Source organism: Collimonas pratensis, from assembly GCF_001584185.1.
GTDB lineage: Bacteria > Pseudomonadota > Gammaproteobacteria > Burkholderiales > Burkholderiaceae_D > Collimonas > Collimonas pratensis.
In genome coordinates this window covers 4,887,106-4,905,266 of sequence record NZ_CP013234.1, presented here as the reverse complement: position 1 = coordinate 4,905,266, position 18,161 = coordinate 4,887,106, and the positions used below count along the sequence as shown (strand labels likewise).

The 18,161-nt window shown below is 55.6% G+C and carries 16 protein-coding genes and 3 pseudogenes; 16 read left to right on the top strand and 3 right to left on the bottom strand.

What is annotated here, in order from left to right; translation table 11 throughout:
* Window positions 1-1,138: 1,138 nt before the first annotated feature.
* From CPter91_RS21800 to CPter91_RS21780, 5 genes are all read left to right on the top strand, one after another.
* Window positions 1,139-1,588 (top strand): hypothetical protein, encoded by a 450-nt coding sequence (locus CPter91_RS21800; protein WP_150119789.1) that lies wholly within the window; start codon window positions 1,139-1,141, stop codon window positions 1,586-1,588.
* A 99-nt stretch (window positions 1,589-1,687) separates the two neighbouring features.
* Window positions 1,688-3,112, top strand: coding sequence for a Dyp-type peroxidase (locus tag CPter91_RS21795; protein WP_061944101.1), 1,425 nt, complete (start codon window positions 1,688-1,690; stop codon window positions 3,110-3,112).
* Between the two features lie 382 nt (window positions 3,113-3,494).
* Entirely contained in the window at window positions 3,495-4,463 is a 969-nt protein-coding gene (locus tag CPter91_RS26055; protein ID WP_205631627.1) for a 7-cyano-7-deazaguanine synthase, read from the top strand.
* Between the two features lie 354 nt (window positions 4,464-4,817).
* A complete protein-coding gene (locus tag CPter91_RS21785; RefSeq protein ID WP_061944098.1) occupies window positions 4,818-5,051 on the top strand; it encodes a hypothetical protein in 234 nt (77 codons plus the stop codon).
* 170 nt (window positions 5,052-5,221) lie between these two features.
* Entirely contained in the window at window positions 5,222-8,218 is a 2,997-nt protein-coding gene (locus CPter91_RS21780) for a sensor histidine kinase (RefSeq protein ID WP_061944095.1), read from the top strand.
* Window positions 8,219-8,233: 15 nt separating this feature from the next.
* Here the strand turns inward: CPter91_RS21780 and CPter91_RS27455 are convergent, their stop codons facing one another.
* On the bottom strand, window positions 8,234-8,509 hold the full coding sequence (locus tag CPter91_RS27455) for a response regulator transcription factor (protein WP_061944092.1): 276 nt from the start codon (window positions 8,507-8,509) through the stop codon (window positions 8,234-8,236).
* Window positions 8,510-8,580: 71 nt separating this feature from the next.
* Window positions 8,581-8,688: pseudogene (locus tag CPter91_RS27835) on the bottom strand (DNA-binding response regulator); the annotation flags it as partial.
* Between the two features lie 163 nt (window positions 8,689-8,851).
* Here CPter91_RS27835 and CPter91_RS21770 point away from each other — a divergent pair.
* The 5 genes and pseudogenes from CPter91_RS21770 to CPter91_RS21750 form a co-directional block, all read left to right on the top strand.
* Window positions 8,852-9,728 (top strand): annotated as a pseudogene (locus CPter91_RS21770) (IS630 family transposase); the annotation flags it as partial.
* 830 nt (window positions 9,729-10,558) lie between these two features.
* Window positions 10,559-11,254: a hypothetical protein gene (locus tag CPter91_RS21765; protein WP_150119788.1), complete on the top strand. Its 696-nt coding sequence runs from the start codon at window positions 10,559-10,561 to the stop codon at window positions 11,252-11,254.
* 32 nt (window positions 11,255-11,286) lie between these two features.
* A complete protein-coding gene (locus CPter91_RS21760) occupies window positions 11,287-11,778 on the top strand; it encodes a GTP-binding protein (protein WP_236905883.1) in 492 nt (163 codons plus the stop codon).
* Window positions 11,775-12,185, top strand: a complete 411-nt coding sequence (locus tag CPter91_RS26755; RefSeq protein WP_150119787.1) for a roadblock/LC7 domain-containing protein — start codon at window positions 11,775-11,777, stop codon at window positions 12,183-12,185. The genes CPter91_RS21760 and CPter91_RS26755 overlap by 4 nt, the downstream gene beginning before the upstream one ends.
* Before the next feature lie 90 nt (window positions 12,186-12,275).
* Entirely contained in the window at window positions 12,276-12,635 is a 360-nt protein-coding gene (locus CPter91_RS21750) for a hypothetical protein (protein WP_061944083.1), read from the top strand.
* Window positions 12,636-12,674: 39 nt separating this feature from the next.
* Here the strand turns inward: CPter91_RS21750 and CPter91_RS27830 are convergent.
* Window positions 12,675-12,791 (bottom strand): annotated as a pseudogene (locus CPter91_RS27830) (Tn3 family transposase); the annotation flags it as partial.
* A 98-nt stretch (window positions 12,792-12,889) separates the two neighbouring features.
* On the opposite strand from CPter91_RS27830, the gene CPter91_RS21745 reads away from it, so the two are divergent.
* The 6 genes from CPter91_RS21745 (at window position 12,890) to CPter91_RS21730 (ending at window position 18,121) form a co-directional block, all read left to right on the top strand.
* Window positions 12,890-15,298, top strand: a complete 2,409-nt coding sequence (locus CPter91_RS21745; RefSeq protein ID WP_335340109.1) for an alginate lyase family protein — start codon at window positions 12,890-12,892, stop codon at window positions 15,296-15,298.
* On the top strand, window positions 15,295-15,711 hold the full coding sequence (locus tag CPter91_RS27230) for a discoidin domain-containing protein (protein ID WP_205631626.1): 417 nt from the start codon (window positions 15,295-15,297) through the stop codon (window positions 15,709-15,711). The genes CPter91_RS21745 and CPter91_RS27230 overlap by 4 nt, the downstream gene beginning before the upstream one ends.
* 153 nt (window positions 15,712-15,864) lie before the next feature.
* Entirely contained in the window at window positions 15,865-16,029 is a 165-nt protein-coding gene (locus CPter91_RS27085) for a hypothetical protein (protein WP_167595212.1), read from the top strand.
* Between the two features lie 278 nt (window positions 16,030-16,307).
* Complete coding sequence (locus CPter91_RS21740) at window positions 16,308-16,565, top strand: hypothetical protein (RefSeq protein ID WP_061944080.1); 258 nt, start codon at window positions 16,308-16,310, stop codon at window positions 16,563-16,565.
* Between the two features lie 326 nt (window positions 16,566-16,891).
* Window positions 16,892-17,092 carry a hypothetical protein gene (locus CPter91_RS27080; protein ID WP_061944077.1) on the top strand — a complete coding sequence of 67 codons (201 nt, stop codon included), beginning with the start codon at window positions 16,892-16,894 and terminating at the stop codon, window positions 17,090-17,092.
* Window positions 17,093-17,206: 114 nt separating this feature from the next.
* On the top strand, window positions 17,207-18,121 hold the full coding sequence (locus tag CPter91_RS21730) for a M91 family zinc metallopeptidase (protein WP_167595211.1): 915 nt from the start codon (window positions 17,207-17,209) through the stop codon (window positions 18,119-18,121).
* Window positions 18,122-18,161: the final 40 nt, after the last annotated feature.

The window sequence follows — 18,161 nt, the reverse complement described above, 5'->3', positions numbered from 1 at the left end:
CGGATGATCGGGTAGATGCTTGAGACGCGAGAGTCGCAGATACCAGGTCAAACGACTTCGACACCCCGCCCGTTGAGCAGAAATTGCGCTCCCGCTATCCTACTACTCGGGCGTTTTCCACACGCGATATGTTCCAAGGACGATTTGCCCGTCAAATTGCGAACCTGGCTAGAGCTTGTTAGAGCTCAATGGGACCACATCGAACTCTGTGTTGATTCCCAGACCGATTGGGATCTATTGATCAATGCTTTGGAATATCAGGTGCCGAAGTGGTATCGGCAGACGTTCGTTGGTAATAATATTGACGAGTTGCTTCGCTGTGACTATTACAAGGAAAAATGGCTTCCTGAACATCATGCGCTTTATGATGCTATGGCGAATCGCTGTGCTTTTCGATAGCCAACAAGAGTTGCTACGATACGCTTGCGTTACGTCTACGTGAGCGCATTCATGGGTAAATATATGAATGGCTTGATTCCAATCCCTTGAGAAGCAACGGTCGATTTTAACGGCGGTTACAAAACCAGGGAATTGACCACGCTGTTGCCCCTGTCGTTCATTTCCGCTGACAACACGTTGACCGCATAGTCGGAGCGAACGTGTTCCCTGATAGAGCGTTCATCTACTTGCCTCGATAGGCTTCTCAGAATCAGATAACGCCGTAGGAGGCGACTCTATAGACCGCGGGGTTGCTGCGACGCTCCTCCACAAGTTGGCTTTGATAGCTGCTTCAAGCACTTCGCGATCGCCCAGGCATTGGCCCGCCGCTCGGTGCGTTGTCTCGCTACGATCGGCACATCGGTCTCGCTGGCATCCGGGTAACAGGCCCTAGTGCAAGGATCAAGTTCCTATGAAACCTCGGCGGCTGTCGTGCAGTTTGATTTATTCAATGTATTTTCCAGTTGTCCACTCTCACTGTTGACAGGTTGAGATGCATGTCCAATGCATGCTACCTTCGCTCACCGTCGACGATTTCAACGCAGTCACTTGAGGCATCAACGGCGTCCGCAAATCGACAACGGCTCTGAAAACACTGGTCGCCGCTCTGCCGTTTTGTTGTTTCAGCTGCACATCATTTTTTTGTTTTTTTGGCGCACCCTCGTTGCTATTCCCACTCACAACTGAAAAAGGAATTCACATGACCAGCCCACTTACACTGATGATGCCCGTCATCCCGGGAACCAGCCTGGTGACGATTGCCGCCGCCCTGGAAGGCAATAGTAAAAAAATCGACGCCGCCCTCAACGGCATCGGTACCGTCCACTTTGCCCGCTTTCTGCTGCTGGATCGCTCTCAAGCCAATCTGCAGCCCACCAGTGCGCCCTCCAACTCCTTGCTGATCGGCGTCGTCACCGAGTACGACGGCAATTTCAATGCCTATATCAGCGATTTCGTCGCCCAACTGGGTCCCGTGTTCGATCAACTGCTGTCATTTGTCGTCGGCGGCGCCGCGCTGATCCCGGTCGCCAATAATGTCGCCGCATTCCAGGCTTTCATTGCCGCCAACGATGCTTCGCAACACGCGCCAAATGTCTCGCTGTATTCCGCTTATCCGCAAACCGTACAACAGATCCTCGCCGCCTTCTGATTTTTGCCATTTCCATACTGGTCGCATGAGAGATGAGATCCGGCCTGACGGCCGTTCTCATGCGTCACCCAACCTGACTTCAACGCCGGGAGCGATAGCATGGCCGATCCTGTAATCGATTACGACGACGTACAAGGCACCATCCTGCGCGGCTATCGCGTCGATCTGGCGCGCCATTTCATCCTGTCCATCACGAATCCGCAGGCCGCCGGGAAATTGATAGGCGCGCTCGTGGACGGCAGCGGCGGCCTGCCAAAAATAACCACGGCCAGACACATCCAGCCCAAGCCGCCGTGCTTTCTCAACATCAGCTTCACCTGCCCAGGTCTAGCCAAACTCGGCCTCAACACCGAGCAACTCGCCACATTTGATGCGTCCTTCCAGCTTGGCGCGACTAGTTCGGTCAGCGCACAGGCAGTCGGCGACGTCGGCCCCAGTGCGCCGCAAAATTGGATAAGCGGATTGCAGGACGGCGCCAAGGTGCACATACTGTTGAGCTTGTGGGTAACGGAATCTGCGTCGGTATTGGAATCGGTATCAGCCAAGTTGCGCGCCGCATTTAGAGGCTGCATGGCTGAGCTGTGCGTGCAGGATGCGCAGGCTCTACCAGACAACAAAGTCCATTTCGGTTATCGCGACAGCATTGCCCAGCCGACCGTGATTGGCGCCCCGGCGACCAAGCGCGAGGCGCCAGACGATCAGCCGGCGGTCAAGACCGGAGAATTTCTGCTTGGCTACCAGAACGAACTCGGAGGCGTCTACAAGGTATCGCCGCCCGAGTTGTCAATCAACAGCAGCTACGCGGCGTTTCGCATCCTGGAGCAGGACGTCGCCGGGTTCGATGCCATGCTCGTCAATCATGCCGAGGAAACCGGACTTGACACGGAAATGCTGGCTGCCAAGATATGCGGGCGCTGGCGCAACGGCAACCCTCTGGAGCTGACGCCAGACGCGCCGGGCGAACTCCTGCCGCCATCGAAATTGAACAATTTCAACTACGTCACCGGTGTAGCGCCGAGCGATGATACCCTGGGCCTGATTTGCCCGATAGGTTCGCATATCCGCCGCAACAACCCGCGTAACGGCGCAGTGAACGGAACCGACAGCACCCACCATCGGATTGTACGGCGCGCCATGCCCTACGGGCCGTCTTACGATCCACTGCAACCCGTCGACACGCAGCGCGGCCTGACCGGCTACTTTATCAACGCCAGCATCCACAACCAGTTCGAATTTCTCACCAGCGAATGGAATCTGACATACCTGTTCGTGAAAGCGGCCACCGGGCCGGGCGGCTCAAATGACGGCAACGCGGTCAATAACATCAGCGGCGAGGACGTGTTCCTGGGCGTAAATGATCCGGCGAACAGTTCGTTCACCCTGGCCGAGGTAGGCCCGCGCGGTTCCAACAACAAGGTGATGAAAGACTTTCCCCGCACGATTACCACGCGCGGCGGCGTCTACTGCTTCTTTCCCAGCATCACCGGCCTGCGTTATTTGGCGCAGTTGACTTCCACAAAGTAAGCATGTGGGCGATGGTTTGTGTTTTCTGCCAACAAGGCGTCGATAAGGGGAGAGATGTAAATAGATAATGAAAGACGGTATAAAACAAAAAAACCGCATCAGCACTAGGGCCGCTTTGATGCGAAATTGTCTCGTTAATTAATGAATTAAAATGCTTCGAATAGATAGATTTGTCTCATTCACTACTGATCGTTCACAAACCTATACTGACCTCTGAACTTTACTATCGGCGATAGAACTGGGCAATTTACGCTGCTGGCATACGTTGCCCAACGGAATATTTTTTCGGCTTTGAATTCATTGACACTTGAAGTTTCCAAGTTAATACTCTATCAATTACCTCAATACAAGTTTAAATGGAGGCAGCAGATGTCAGGATTTGGTGGATTCGCTTTCGATAGCGTGGTGGAAGCGCCCCGACCTAGCCATTACCATTAACTATGGCCAGTTGGCAGCCAAGGCCGAGATTCTGGCATCGCAGACGGTTTGCGCAGAACTGAACATTGAGCACATAGTTATTGACCTGGACTGCCGTGCGCTGGGTTCTGGTGATATGGCGCGAAATAATGCCAACGTCAACGCCCCAGCTAGCGATTGGTGGCCCTACCACAACCAACTTCTGATCACCTTGGCCGCAATGAAGGCGATCTCGCTGAATGTTACCCATCTTTGGATTGAGACAGTGAAGTCGGATGGCATACATCTCGATGGCACACCGAATTTCGTTGCGTCAATCTGCAAGCTGCTCATTGAACAGGACGGGGCGATGCAAGTTGAGGCACCAGCGATCGAGATGTCGACTGGCGAACTGGTAAGGATAGCCGATCGGGCGCTGCTGTCGGACGGATTCCCGCCCTCGTTCTGGTCTGGCTCCCCGGCTGAGATTGGCGCCGAAATGAAAGCGGTTGGAGCACATCAGGCGGATTTCATCGTTGCCCAGACGAGCGATCGGGACGCCGGCTGCATGGAAGTCGCATCGCCTCCAGCGGAATGCGCAGGACGAACCGGGTCGTTCTATTGGGACGAAAACAATATCGCTACACCGAATTTCCACCAATCGCAGAGCGCGATCTCGGACTATCGCGCCGTGCTGAGCAATGGACTCCCGATCCTATGGTGGCAGACGCCGATGAGCGTGCCGTCCGCCACGACTGGCTGCACTAATCAACACTATCGCTACAATCGTGTCGACTACATGCTACGCAACCCACAGGAATATGGCGATATCCATACCTTCGCAATCGTCTTCAGAGCAGGGGGAGCCTTCCAAACCACGATCAATACTGACGGCGGACAATTTGCCCGTCTCCTGAGTCAGTATTTCACGCAAGGCGGCGCCACTCTGCGATAACGATGGCAGTGCGCCATCGGCGACAACCTGGTGACCCAAGCGTTACAGCTTGGGTCACCAGGTTGGATTACGGATGCACCGTTACCGGAGTATGCTTTTCGCGTGTCATCAGTCTGATGAACAAGCTACGACAAAAAGATTGACAATGCCGGATGGTATGTCGTTCTGTTGTCGGCTAATTGACGCGGCGTAAGGAATTTTCGACGCCGATTTCTCGCATGCCGACCTGAAAATCATGATTTCGTGATGCCTGCTGTCCTTCGGATTGATTAACATTTCTGCTGAGGGAATATAAAAACAAGATTAGATTTTTGGAAATACAGTTGATTTCATGTTAACAACCGAAGGCAAGCAATGAGGAATGCAGGCGGCGTGGATGAGTACATCAAAAATGCCAACAAGATGTTGGATGCCGTCATCGCCAAGCTGGGACTAAAAAACGACGCTCCACTTTCGCGGCGCCTGGAAGTGAGTCGGCCTGCCATCAGTAAAATCCGCCGTGGCCGGCTGCGGGTCGGCGCATCCATACTGATCCACTTTCATGAAACCAGCGATCTTTCTATTGCCGAACTGAAGAGCTTTTTTTGAGGCCCAATGGCATGTTTCTGGACGATACTGGATTTTAGTTCCGATTGCCGTGGAGCGTGTGAGCGGTACGTATCAATTGGATGCCTATAAAGGTTTTTTTACCATATCATGTCGCAAAGGCATCCTCAGGAAAGCCTTGTTTATGCCCTCAAACGGCAATAGGAATCTGAATGATGCGTTTGCGCTGGCGTCGTCGACTGATCGTAATGCTGTGGCTGGGTTTCCTGCTGCCGGCGGCAATTTGCCAGCAGCTGCCGCTGCGTTACTACAGCCAGTCAGATGGTTTGACAAACATGGCTGTCACCGCGCTGGCGCAGGAGCCTGGCGGCTATTTGTGGATTGGCACCCAGAACGGTTTGTTTCGTTACGACGGTGCACGGTTCCAGCGCTTTGAACTGCGCCAAGGCTTGCCCGATTCGTTTATCACCGCATTGCATGTCGACGGCAGCGGCCGGCTGTGGGTCGGCACCAGCGAAGGTTTGTACCTGTGGCAGGGACAGCGTTTCGTGGTCATGCAATTTCAACATGTCCAGTTCACGTTCTACCAAGGACAGACCTTTGCCACCCTCGGGCCGGATCGCCTGCTGATGCTCAGCAAAGACCGGCTGTGGCTGGTGCAATCGACGGACCACGGCCAATCCTGGCAGGCACGCGAATTTTTCGAGGCAGGGCAGTTGTCACGCTATCCGGAGATGCAGACCCTGTTCAGCATCCATGTCGGCGCGCGCGGAGACTTATGGATGGGATGCGCGCGCGCGCTGTGCCATTACGACCAGGGAAAGCTGCAGGTCCTGGGCAGGAAAAACGGTTTGCCCGCCGGCGAAAATTGGCGCGCTATCCTGCACGACAGACAAGGACAGCTCTGGGTACGCGGTGAACACAAGGTTTTTGTGCTGGCGTCGGAGGGCGGTCTTTTCCAGGACCGCTCGCCAGACCAGAGCCAGCAGCAGAAAGCGCACGGAGTTCCGTTCCTGGCGGCGGACGCCGCCGGCAGGATGTTCAGCCGGCAGGACGAAGGTATCCTGCGCTGGAACGGCAAGCGCTGGGAATCCTTCGGCGAGTCCAGCGGACTGATAGTCGGCGGCGGCATCAACGCCATCCTGTTTGATCGCGACGGCGGCGTCTGGCTCGGATCGACGGGGCATGGGCTGGTGCATTGGATAGGTTATCCGAACTGGGAGAACTGGACTACCAGGCAAGGCCTGCCCAGCAATGTCGTGCTGTCGTTCTTGCGCGACCGGCAAGATTTGCTGCATGTAGGCACCCGTTCCGGCGCCGCCACATTGCAGCAGGCTGGGTATTTTTCGGTTACTCCAACAACCTATGGCGGCACCTCCCACCAGTGGGGAAACACGATTGAAGACGCCCAAGGCAATATCTGGGCCGGCTCGCTCTCAGGACTCCTGGTACGCCGCGGGCGCGGCGCTGAAGCTGACGTCAAGGTTGCTGAACTGCCACCGATCAACAGCATGTTTTTCGACCAGTCGGGACAACTCTGGATTGCTACCGAGATCGGCATTTACAGCATCAGGCAGCCGCAATCGAATCCGGTTCCGGTAAAAATAACGGCGTTTCCTTCCATTGGGGATATCAACGCGTCCCAGGGGTGCCAGGGCCGGGCCGGCGTGCTGTGGTTTGTCACCGACAAGGGGCTGCTGCGTTTTGACGGCGTGCAATGGCGTAAGCCACGAATCAAGCCGGCGGCGCAGGTTTTCCAGCCTAGCGCCATGGCTTGCACCCATAGCGAAATACTGTGGCTGGGGGGCGACGCAGGGCAGGTCTGGCGCGGTGTCGACCAGGGTGAGGCGGTGGACATCAGCGAGGTTACGCCGTCGCTGCTGCGGGATCGGTCGGTGGGGGCGCTGCTCGAAGACAGCCGTGGCTGGTTGTGGGTATCTACGGACGCCGGAATCGGCGTATGGAATCACAAGCAATGGCGGTTTTTCAACCAGGAAAGCGGGCTGGTATGGAACGACACTAACCTGAACGCCTTTTATGAAGACAGCGACGGCTCGATATGGGTAGCGACCAGCGGCGGCGCCTCCCATATCCTGCGGCCGGAATCGCTGTTCGCGCCGTTGCGGCTGGATGTGCTGGTGGAAGGCATCACACGCGACGGCGCAACCGTTGCTCGCGACCAGCCAGTGCGCCTGCCGTGGAGCTCCGGCCCGCTCAATTTCAAGCTGGCCGCATTGTCTTACCAGAACCGCGAGACCCTGAATTTTCGTTACAGGATGCAAGGCCTGGAAGCTGACTGGTCAAAGACCAGCGTTCCCGAAGTGCGCTACGCGGCTTTGCCTCCCGGCCGTTATCGTTTTCAGGTAGCCGCTGACAATCCTGCCATGCAGGCGTATTCGCCGACGGCGGAAGTCGAGGTTGTGATTCTGTCGCCGTGGTGGTCAACCAGGACTTTCTACGTGGTTTGCGGCTTGTTGTCGCTGATGCTGCTGTACTTGATGCATCGCTACCGCATGCATAGGCTGGTGGCCCGTCAACGGCTCAAGGAACAGCAGGCACAAGAGCGCGCTTATGAACTGGAAGCGTCGCGGGAAGAAGAGCGCAAGCGCCTGACGCGTGAAATTCACGATGAACTGGGTCAGCACTTGTCGGCGCTGCGCATGGGAGTATCCGTGGTCGGCTTGGAGTTCGGAGGGAAAAATCCATCGTTGCAAGGAAAAGTCGAACGCATGGTAGCGCTGGTCGACACCACCATCAAGGTCGTGCGCAATGTCGTCTCGTCGCTGCGGCCGTCGGCGCTGGACATGGGAATAGTATCGGCGCTGGAGTGGCTGACCGAAGAATTTACGACCAATACCGGTATTCCGTGCCGCCTGGATGTGCGCGAGGAAAACATCGTCCTGGATGACGCGCGGGCGACCACCATTTTCCGCATCGCGCAGGAATCGTTGACCAATATCAGCCGCCATGCGCAAGCGAGCCAGGTAGAAATCAGCCTGGATAGAAAGGAACAGCATTACCTGTTGGAGGTGCGCGACAATGGCACGGGATTTGACACCAGCGTGCAAAAGAAGAAGTCGTTCGGCCTGATCGGCATCCGGGAACGGGCCCACATGCTCGGCGGCGAGGTGAGCATTTTCAGCGAGCCCGGGGCCGGTGCCACGATCCGGGTGTCGATTCCCATCGACGATGCGGCAGAGAATCCATGAGGGCAGGGCTGGATATCATTCTATGAGGTTGTAGGTAATCGCGTAGCGCATCAGCTCGGCGTTATTCTGGAAATTCATTTTTTGCATCAGCGGCGTCTTGTGGGTGCGGACTGTCTTATTGCTGATCGACGGTTCTTCGGCAACTTCGTTGACGCTTTTGCCGCGCGCCAGCAGCCGCAGGATATGGAACTCGCGATCGGACAGCAGTTCATGGGGTGGACGCTGGTCGGAGCTGCCGGATCCGAACACCATCTGTTCCGCCAGTTCAGGATCGATGAAACGTCCTCCCACAAACGCTTTGCGATAGTGGCCATCAGTATTTTCGGTTTGTTATCCTTGGTCAGGTAGCCGGCGGCCAAGGCCCGGCGTGCAATTGGCAGTTCATTGTGCATGCTGAGCAGCAGGATCGGCGGATTGGATTCATGGGCACGGATGCAGTAGATAAGGTCGACGCCGCTGACGCCGGGCATGGTCATGCTGTTGCTCCTCTATTCGACCTTCCGGCCGAGATTGTGAAACAAAGTCGCCACTTAACCAACTGTCCGAATTTCCTGAGCCACTTCTCCTGTCCCGTAAATAACTGGCATTAAATTTGCTTGTTCATCAGGTATCTTTCCTGATGGAGATATCACGATGAGAACAGGCAGACGGAAAAGCGAACTGGTGCTGAGCGAGGACGAACGATCGCAACTACAGGCGTTCGCATGCAGCCGCTCGTTGCCTGCAGCACTCAGCAACCGGGCTCGCATCATTCTGAGTAGCGCTGATGGCGAGGCCAACAGTTTGATCGCCCAGCAACTGACACTGGTCAATGCCACGGTGGGCAAGTGGCGCACTCGTTTTAATGAACACCGCATCGCTAGTCTCTACGACGATGTTCGCCCTGGCAAGCCACGCACGATCGACAATGAGCATGTCGCGCAGCTGATTAAGACCATGCTTGCACACCAAGCCGACTAATGGTTCGACGCACTGGAGCGTACGATCGGCGGCCGCTGAAACCGGCATCTCCAAGGCCAGTGTGCAGCGCTACTTCCAACTCTTCGGCCTGCAACCTCATCGCACTGAAGGCTTCAAACTGTCCAACGCCCCGTTCTTCATCGAGAAACTACGCGATGTCGTCGACCTGTATCTGAGTCCGCCGGAGAACGCGCTGGTGCTGTGCGTGGACGAAAAGAGCCAGTGCCAGACGCTTGAGCGTACCCAGCCGATGCTGCCAATGGGGTCCGGCTACGTCGAGGGCGTCACGCACGACTACAAGCGGCACGGAACGACCACCTTGTTCGCTGCTCTGAACGTGCTCAACGGCGCGGTGCTGGCCGGTTGCAAGCCGCGCCATCGACCTCATGAGTTCCTAGCCTTCTTGCGTGAGATCGACAAAGCGGTGCCGGCTGAATTGGACATCCACTGTATCGTCGACAACTACGCCACCCACAGCCATCCGACGATTAAGGTCTGGCTCGCCAGCCGGCCTCGTTGGGACCTGCATTTCATACCGACTTACGAATCTCGCCAAGCAGGCTGGCATATTGCGCCTCGATTTGCTGAAGCAGCTGGCAGGCCCTCTCCCGCACGGATTGTTCTAGATTCCCATGATTTTCCAGCGCCTCGAAAATGCCGTCGGCGAGCCTGTCGTACAAATGCAATTGATGTTGATTGCCGCAAATGCGTTCCCACTCTTCGCGAAAAATCAAATCGAGTGCTAGGCTTTCAATGAATCGCGCGGCACTGGTCGTTTCATCCAGGTTGAACGAGCGTAGTACTTGCGCCAGCAACATGAAGTCGTCGTCTAGAATTTTCTGTGCCATATGGTCTACTCCGTCTATCCCGAAAAACACGACAATTCGCAAGATTTACAACTATCGATAATCTGAATTTGCTGACTCAGGACAGCTGCGGCCCCGGATGATTTTCTAGAATCGATAGTGGATAATGCAAGAAAATATTTCAATCAGATAATCCTGAACTCCAGGTAAGCATTTCCTTCAATCCTCGAATCGCCGGCCGACGGCGGATTTAAACAAGCGACGCATCAAGCGGAAAATGCTTGCTCCAATGCCTCCGTATACGATCACGGCTTCATAGCTAGCGTAAGGAATTTCTGACGGGGTGCTTCCCGGATCCCCCGAAAATATCAAGATCCCCTGATACCCTTGCCTCTGCATATTGCTTACTCTTGCAGCAAGTTCACCTGCCCGAGGGCACGTCTTGCAGGATATCGTCACTGCAGAAAATCGGAGCTAACGATTTAGCGCATCAAGGGGAAAACCATGCCACGTCCGTCAACAGAAAATATTCCGGTGTTCGTCCGAAATCCCACCCACCGGTATGGCTGCCGTGATGCGTAAGACCGCCTTCATTTCTGTCAAACATCTCGCTGAAAAAGAACTGTTGCGATATGAACTCTTGATGCAGATAGCGGATGAAAAAACTGTGTTCCGCTGGATTTCGTCTGATCTCAAGTTTGCCTCGGTAGCACTGCTGGATTCTGCCATCTTCAATTCCCGCGAGGCGCTGCCAGCAAGCTGCATCTGTATCTGGATTTCTGACTCTGTCGTCCCCACGGCAAAAAAAATCGACATGATCTTGCCGGTCAGCTTTCGCCTGCCAGACCTGATCAGCGTGCTGGACCGAGCCGCCTTGCGCATACTGGACATGAAGACTGATCAGATCTGTCCAGGAGATGCATCCGATCCTTTTTATCAAAGAACTTACCGGATCTCGAAATGGACCCAACTGGAGCACGATCTTTCAGTTATTCGATTCCAGAAAATCCTTGCAATCATGACCAAGCAATCCGTCAACTGGTATTGGCTGCTCGCGTACGGCGGATTGACAGAGCGGGATGCCTATCTGTTTCTTGATGAATTAAGAAAGAAGAATGTGCTTGTCCAAACAATAGAATCGCCAACCGTCAATGAAACTTCGGGAGTGACGTATCCAGATCGGAAGGAAAGCGGTGTCGGAATGTTTGTAAAAAAAATAAATCATTGGCTGGGCAGGAGCCGTTTGCAAGAATTGGAGAGAACCCGATAGTGTGCATACTTAGAATAGTCCTGCTAGGACCTATGGGCATAGGGAAAACGACGGCGATCCGCTCCTTGTGCGGCGTTTTGATGGTCGATTGCGATGTCCCCAACATGGACCCTGCCTCGTCAGAAAAAACAAGCACAACCGTAGGGGCCGACTTCGGGGTAGTCGACCTGGATGGCGGCGAACAGCTGCATATCTACGGTAGCCCTGGACAGGACCGTTTCGATTTCATGCGCGCCTGGCTGCTCTCCATGGCAATCGGGGTGGTCGTCATGATCGATCCCAATGAAGCGGATGCCGTGCGGACGGCGCAACATTATCTTCAGACCGCCTTTGAAATTTCCGAAACCATGCCATGTATGCTGTTACTGGCGCGCCCGATCAATCCCGAGGCAAGCAACCGCTTCGCGTCGGAACTGACAGCTGTGCTCGGCATTGCGGTCCCCATGTTCGCCGTGGACGTACGCGAAAAATCGCAGATGCTCGACGCCTTGGATATATTTTCTTCGCTGCTGATAACAATATGACTTCACACAAAGCTAATCTCGCTTCTGCATCACTGGCAGCCAACCACGTATTTAATCAGATCGAGTTGTCCCAGCACGGCATATCCACGGTTGTCATGACTACGCTTGACGGACAGGAAATGGCTATCTACGACCCGGGGCGGAAATTCAGTGCCATCCGTCTCTCGGCAATGACCAGTTCGCTGGTTGCAATCGCGCGTTCAGTCGGCAGGGAAGTGAATTTCGACGGCTGCGATCGCCTGATGCTTGAAACCCCGGCGGGAAAAATCATTTTTCGGCCGGTCGGCAGTCCATATCCCTATCTGCTGTGTGTGGTGGTCAATCGCGATGCCATCCTGGGCCACACGATATGGATGGTCGACAAGATCGTCAGCAATTTCATCCAGAAAATAACCCTGGATCAATGATTCCGTTTTACCCATCACCGAAGTTGGTTGGCAGGCGGTGATGTTTCTGTTCCATCCAACGCCGCTATCCATATAAACAAAGGAAAAAGCATGAGCAACATCAATGTCATCGTTGACACATTACTGAAAATCGACGGCGCGCTGACAGCCGCAGTCGTCGATAGCAACAGCGGGATGGTTCTGGGGTCCGGCGGTTCAGGCGTCGATCTTGAGCTGGCGGCAGCCGGCAATACAGAGGTGGTGCGCGCCAAGATGAAAACCATCAAAAGCCTTGGCTTGAATGACGTTATCGAAGATATCCTGATTACCCTCGGCAAGCAATATCACATCTTGCGTCCGATAGAGAAATACGTAGGCCTGTTCATTTACGTGGTACTCGATAAAAACAAATCTAACTTGGCGCTAGCGCGCCGTAAAGTACTGGATACAGAAGAAGCGCTGGAGATATAATCATGTCTGGCTGGCGCACTCCGCGCGGAGGCTACCCGAGGCACTCGCGGTCCGCTCCAGATAGATCGTGTTCCACAGCATGACGGCCGCCGTCACCAGGTTGAGGCCGCTGGCCCGGCAACACTGCGGCTCAAAGCCGCGGTCACGGATTTCCCCGGCCCAAAATTTGTCGGCTTTTTCGTCCTTCAGTCAAAGTTACTTCACGGTTTCCGCATGTTTTTCTGATTCATCCGGCTTCGTATTGGGAATTCGATATGGCGCGGATTGTGCTAAAGGTGTCGCCCGAAGATGACTGCGCATGTATCGACTCCGCACCTATTACCATTCGAAATTCCTTCTGGAAAAATAATTTTCCCCTTTTGACAAGATGGAAAAATCATTCTTACGGACACTTTTTTCTTTTGAATAAAATGACTTTTTCTTTGAAAAAACAAATTTTTACAGCGGTCACTATCTGCCTGATACTCAGCGCTTGCGGTGGCGAACCGATGGGAAATACCCTTGTGGAAAGCGCCCCAGCGGGAGGCGCTCCAGTGGGAAGTACTCCGGTGGGCGGTGCTCCAGTGGGAAGTACTCCGGTGGGAAATACTCCGGTGGGCGGTGCTCCAGTGGGAAGTGCTCCAGTGGGAAGTACTCCAGTGGGAAGTACTCCAGTGGGAAGTACTCCGGTGAGAAATACTCCGGTGGGAAATACTCCAGCGGGAAGTACTCCTCTGGTCCGCGTTTTCAACCATCCAGGCGTCGGGCTCACCCTCTCGGATCTCACGACGCTCAAGACATACGTCGACCAGGGCAGGGAGCCGTGGAAGTCCGGCTACAACCAACTGGCTCGCAGTCCCGAGTCCAGGCTCAGCTACGCAGGGCGTGGTGGCCCATTCGCGAAGGTGAGCCGCGCCCCCGACGAGAATCTCAATGCTTGGCGCTCCGATATGGTCGCGATCTCGAATCTCTCGCAGATGTGGTACTTCACTCGTAACGAGCGTTACGCGGAGAATGCGCGCAAGTTGCTGCTTGGGTGGGCCACCACCCAGACCGAGTTCTCGGGTCGCGAGTCGATGCTCGACCTGGGCGACTACGCGCTCCAGTTCGTGGGCGGCGCGGAAATCCTGCGCGCCACATGGCCGGGCTGGAAGGAGTCCGACACGGCGACGGTGAAGAAGTACTTCAAGGACGTCCTGATGCCGGCATCGAATCCCTATGGCGAAAGCATGTACGGGGCCGCCAACAAGGGCGCACTGGCCCTCACTGCTCTTGGACTGATGGCGATCTACAACGACGACATCGAGACACTGGACAGGGTCGTCTATCAGACGCGCACGCTGGCCCATATCGGGTTGCGAAATTCCAATGACATCGGCATGCTCGGCGACTACCTCCGCGACCAGGGGCACGCCTATGGGCAGCTCAAGTCGCTGACCATGCTGGCCGAGGCGCTGTGGAGCCAAGGCATCGACATCTATTCCGATTTCGACAACCGCCTGCTGGCGGCGGGTGAGTATTTCGCGAGGGTGAACGAGCTCGTCCCAACGACAGCCCTTCCTTTCGGCACCACCGATCGCTACTACCTCACCGACGTCACCAATCGCGGCTGGGACGGCGCCAATGGCGGGAGCGTGGCGCTGACCCAGATCTATGGCGCCTACGTCCTGCGCAAGGGTCTCCAGGCACCCTTCATCGCGCAAAGGCGTCTCCGGATGCCGGTGGACGGCACCAGCTTCATGTTCCTCAAAGAGTCCGACACCTCGAAGGCGACGCCGCCGCCGGCGCTGCCGATTCCGTCGACTACCTCGATCACCACGGGATTCAGCAATGCTGACATCGGGGGCGCTTGGCCGGCGGGCGGGGCCACATACGCCGACGGCAAATGGATAGTGCAGGGAGCGGGTAACGATATCTTCTGGCGCACGCAAGACGCTTTCCACTTCACCTACAAGGCCATCACCGGCAACGGCGCCATCATCGCGAAAGTCGAGTCCGTCCAGAACACCAATCCGGCCGCAGTGGCGGGCGTGATGATCCGCACAAGCCTGGAACAAGGGGCTCCGCGCGCCTGGATGGCTATCGCTAGCAGAGGCAACGCCGAACAGAACATGCAGAAACTCGCCGTGTATGGTGGCTCGAACTATGGGACCAAAGCCCTGGGCATCGCGAGCGCCACGCCCTCGTACTGGGTGAAGCTCGAGCGCATCGGGAACATCATCACCGGTTATCTTTCTCCCGATGGCACCAATTGGGCTGCTACCGATGTTGGCCGCATCGACGCCCCCGTTCCCGATACGATCTATGTCGGCCTTGTGGTCTCCTCAGTCGCCAATCGCACCCTGAACAGCTCCACCTTCAGCAACGTGCAGATCACCGGCGGCGACGGTGGTGCGCCGAGCGTCATCCCCGCCGCGCCCGCCATGCTGTTGGCCTCGCCGGGCGATGGCGCGGTCCCGCTGCGCTGGCAGGCGTCCTTCGGCGCCACCAGCTACACGGTCAAGCGCGCCGCCTTCAGCGGCGGCCCAACCACAACCATCGCGTCGGGCGTCACCGGCAGCAGCTACACGGACAAGTCGGTGATCAACGGCACAACCTACTACTACACCGTCACAGCGACCAACCCCGCCGGCACGAGCGATAATTCTGCCGCGGACAGCGCTACGCCGATGCATCCGATGTGAACCTCGCAACCGGTGGCACCGCAAACGACAGTGCGGGCAACGCGGCCAATGCCAGAAGCGCCTTCGACCAAAACTCGGCGACGCAATGGCTCTACGGGGGCGTGACAGGTTGGCTGCAGTACGACCTCGGCCACACGGAGCGCGTCCAGCGCTATACGGTCACCAGCGCCAACGACAGGGTCCCGCGCGATCCGAAGGACTGGCAGTTCCAGGGCTCCACCGACGGCTCTACCTGGACCACGCTCGACACGCAAAGCAACCAGGTGTTTGCCACACGCCTAAAGATGAAGACCTACACGATCGCGAATCCGGCCGCCTATCGCTACTACCGGCTCAACATCACAGCCAATAATGGCGATAGCAAATTTACGGATCTCGCGGAAATGGGGCTGTTCGCGTCCAAGCCGCAGTGAAGTTGATACTCGTTGACGTCGGGAACAGGTGAGCAACTGGGCGCATCGTACACGCCCAGATATCCGACCTGACGTTGCGTGACCCTGGTTCGGGTACGTTGGGTCATCAACTCCTCCGGCGTTCACACTGTCGGTGGAACCCTCGGAGCGCTCGTGTCCGGCTTTGTCGCAACGCCGGACACGAACGCCAACCTCGTCACGAACCTCAAGGGGCTGCCTCAGAAAGCGGAAAAATCGCAAGCTAAGCCGGTCGCCGGGTTGCAATGGCCTGAACTTGCCCGCACAGAACTTGGTGCTGCTGATCGCCGGTCAAGCTGATGTACTCAGGTCGTACAGACGCGACTGGGAAGACGCTTACGCACATATCCGCTACGCCATCAGTCAATTATCAGCGTCATCCACGAGGGAATCGATAGAGGAAGCTGATTTACTGGGGATCAATGATTTGTTTGTGCACGAACGGTAACCAGCTGATTGGTGCAAACAATGAGCATCGGAAGAAATCGAGCCATCAACGAATGTCAGTTGATAGATGCTGCGACGGAAGGTCGGATGGCGGTAGAATTTCAGTTTGGCATAGCAATGCTAGGAAGACTATGGCGACACAAAACATGAACGTTGAAATGACTGAAAAGATGCATCGTCAGGTCACAGTGGCTTTCGAAAAAATCATTGCAAGCGGAAAGCAACAAATCTTGACTTGGAACGGAGAAAAAATTGTCGTCACGCCCATTGATGGAAAACGTGCCCCGAAGTTGTTTGAACAGTCGAACTGCTTGGGTGTCTACGACGTTGATTCTACTTCAGAGCAGATATTGATTGATTTATTCGTCGTCATCGAGAAAAAAGATTGATGAAAAACGTCATTGCGACTGCATCAGCTACGCGAATAGTTCGACCTAGATGTTTCATTGGGGACGACTGTAATCCAACCGGCAAGATAGCAGTCTGTCCCTTTGCTTGCGAAGTTGATCCTTTCTAATGATCCAGTCTCCACTGTCTCGCGAAGGTAGCAACCCTGTCATACGACCCCTCAAATCCCAACGCACAGAGATCAATGTGCATCTGTTTCAAACTCCGTCGTTGTTTCCGAGATTTAGCTGCCTCCGCCTTTAACCAGGCTGACAATTTGAGGTAAGCGGCCGGTGAAGTCATCTTGAGAGAACGACGATCAGTGAGGATGATGGTGTCCCCCCAAATTATTTTGGTGGACACCTATCTGCATCTGAAAACCGAAGTCGGTGAACCGGCCGTGCTGATCGCCAAAGTGTCTGGCGATGGCGGCAGCGTGGATGCCGGTGAATGCATCGCACTGGTGGCGCCATGTCTCCCTCTACAAGTCTTCTTTGTCTCATTGATTGTCGGGCCGACGATGCTTTAACTCAACCCGAGGAAATCCGCGCTTTCGTATCGGTACATAACTCTTCGCAAGACGGCGGCATTGTATTGTTCTCCATTCTTATACTGGTACTCTAACCAAAGAGGAGAGAGTATCGTGCGTATCCCGTCCAACAACCCGGATGCGTCCGGTAGTGTCGAAGAGCAACCATTGCTACCCGATGGTTCAAGCAGGTCCGGCAATCCTGCAACGGCGAACGTGCAGGAATTGAACTTGAGAACCAGCCGTTCCAACGCCTGGCAGACGATGGACTCCTACTTCAGCGGCCTCAAGCCAAGAGCAAAAGTTGAGCCGACTGGCGTCCCGGGCGTGTACGTCGATCATGCCGCGAGCGACACATTCAAGCAGAAAACCGGTGAAGCATTGCGCCGCCTAGGCAATATTCCGACCGGGCGCGCGGTATTGAAGCAGGTGCAGTCGATACACGAAATGCATACGGAAAAACGCGTCGTCATCCGTGACGGTGGTGCGATGGGTCATGGTTCAGCCACCGCGGCGGCATGGAACGCCCCGAAGCACATCCTGCCCGGCTTCAATAGTCTGGAGACGGCGGTCGCGCGACAGACGGAAGATCCGTTCATGCCTTTCGTGGCAGGTTCCGGTGTGGATACCGCCGTCGTGCTGTTCAATGCCGAGCAGGGCCACAACTATGCAGACAACCCGCACACGGGCGAATGCGATGCCTCGCTGGCTTTCGTCGATCTGGGGCACGAGTTAATTCACGCTAACCGGCTTCTACATGGCGCGCAATATGCCGTTCCGATAGGGAATCCTTCATATGACGGCAATAACCCGGCCGCGGAAGAGGAACTCCGCACCACCGGCGTCGGCCCCTGGCGCGATGAACCGATTTCCGATAACGCGATGCGGCGCGAATTGGGTTTGACGGAACGCGCCAGCTATGTTGGGAATCAGGGAATCCGCCTGCGTCAGCCTTCCGAGAAGAATTCTGCCCACACTGAACAGCGGCTGGCCGAGCTGCAAGCAAGCGCCAAGGAAAAGCAAAGCTGACGCGCGCCATCATTTCGCGTTCCGATGAAAAATCCGGGCG